The organism is Nonomuraea sp. NPDC003707, assembly GCF_053587055.1.
Window position 1 is genome coordinate 1 of the sequence record NZ_JBSFNK010000127.1, and the last position, 1,442, is coordinate 1,442.

Consider the following 1,442-nt stretch of genomic DNA (forward strand, 5'->3'; position numbering starts at 1 on the left):
CTGTCGTCGGTGTTTGTGCCGGCGAGGTGGTCGAGGGCGTGGTGGAGGTCGTCGGCGTTGCGGGCCAGGATGACGGCGCGGTGTTCTAGATGGGCGCGTGTGGTGGCGGTGGATAGGGCGATGTCGTGCAGGGGGAGGTGGGGGTGGGTGGTGAGGTGGTCGGCCAGGCGGGCGGCCTGGGCGGCCAGGCTGGTCTGGTCACGGGCGGATAGGGCTACCGGGATCAGCGGCAGGGGCTGCGGAGCTTCGGTGCCCGTTCCGGTGCCCTTGTCAGCGTCGGCGTTGCCAGTACCTGTGCCTATGCCATTGCCCGCGTTGGGGCCGGTGCCTGTGATGGTGGGGTGGGGGGCTTGTTCGAGGATGAGGTGGGCGTTGGTGCCGCTGATGCCGAAGGAGGAGATGGCGGCTCGGCGTGGTTTGTCGCCGTGGTGGGGCCAGGTTTGGGGGTGTTGGAGGAGGCGGATCTGGCCTTGTTCCCAGTCGACGTGGGTGGTGGGGGTGGTGATGTGCAGGGTTTGGGGGAGGAGGGCTTCGCGGGCGGCCATGACCATCTTGATCACACCCGCCACCCCGGAGGCGCATTGGGTGTGGCCGAGGTTGGACTTCACGGTGCCCAGCCACAAGGGTTCTTCTTCGGGACGGGCTCCGTACACCTCGAGGAGGGCTTGGGCCTCGATGGGGTCGCCGAGTTTGGTGCCGGTGCCGTGGGCTTCGACCGCGTCGATGTCACCCGGGACCAGGCCGGCGTTGGCCAGTGCCTGGCGGATCACCCGCTCCTGCGAGGGACCGTTGGGGGCCGACAGGCCGTTGCTGGCACCGTCCTGGTTGACCGCCGACCCGCGGATCACACCCAGGACCCGGTGGCCGTTTGCCTGCGCTTCCGAGAGCCGTTCCAGCAGCAGGATGCCCACACCTTCGGAAAAGACGGTGCCGTCGGCCTCATCCGAGAACGCCTTGCACCGGCCGTCTCGCGCCAGACCACGCTGACGGCTGAATTGGATTAACAGCTCGGGGTTGGGGAGCACGGTCACGCCGCCTGCGAGTGCCAGAGTGCTTTCGCCTCTACGCAGGGACTCGCAGGCCAGATGGATGGCGACCAGGGAGGAGGAGCAGGCGGTGTCCACCGTCAGCGCCGGACCCTCGAGGCCGAAGTTGTAGGACACCCGTCCTGACATCACCGAACTGGATGTGCCCGTGACCAAGTAGCCTTCGACGTCGGCCGATGGTGAATCCGCACCGTATCCGGTGTGTGTTCCGCCGATGAAGACGCCGGTCGGGGTGCCGCGGAGGGTGTCCGGGTCGATCCCGGCCCGTTCCAGAACTTCCCACGACGTCTCCAGCAGCAGTCGCTGCTGCGGATCGATCGCGATCGCCTCACGCGGACTGATCCCGAAAAACGCCGCGTCGAACCCGGCGGCGTCCTTCAGGAACCCACCCTCACG

General features: G+C 67.8%; 1 protein-coding gene. It reads right to left on the reverse strand.

Features of this window, described 5'->3' with window-relative positions:
• Positions 1–1,442, reverse strand: a 1,442-nt coding sequence (locus ACWDRB_RS67815; protein WP_449912904.1) for a type I polyketide synthase, incomplete at both ends; no start/stop codon positions are given.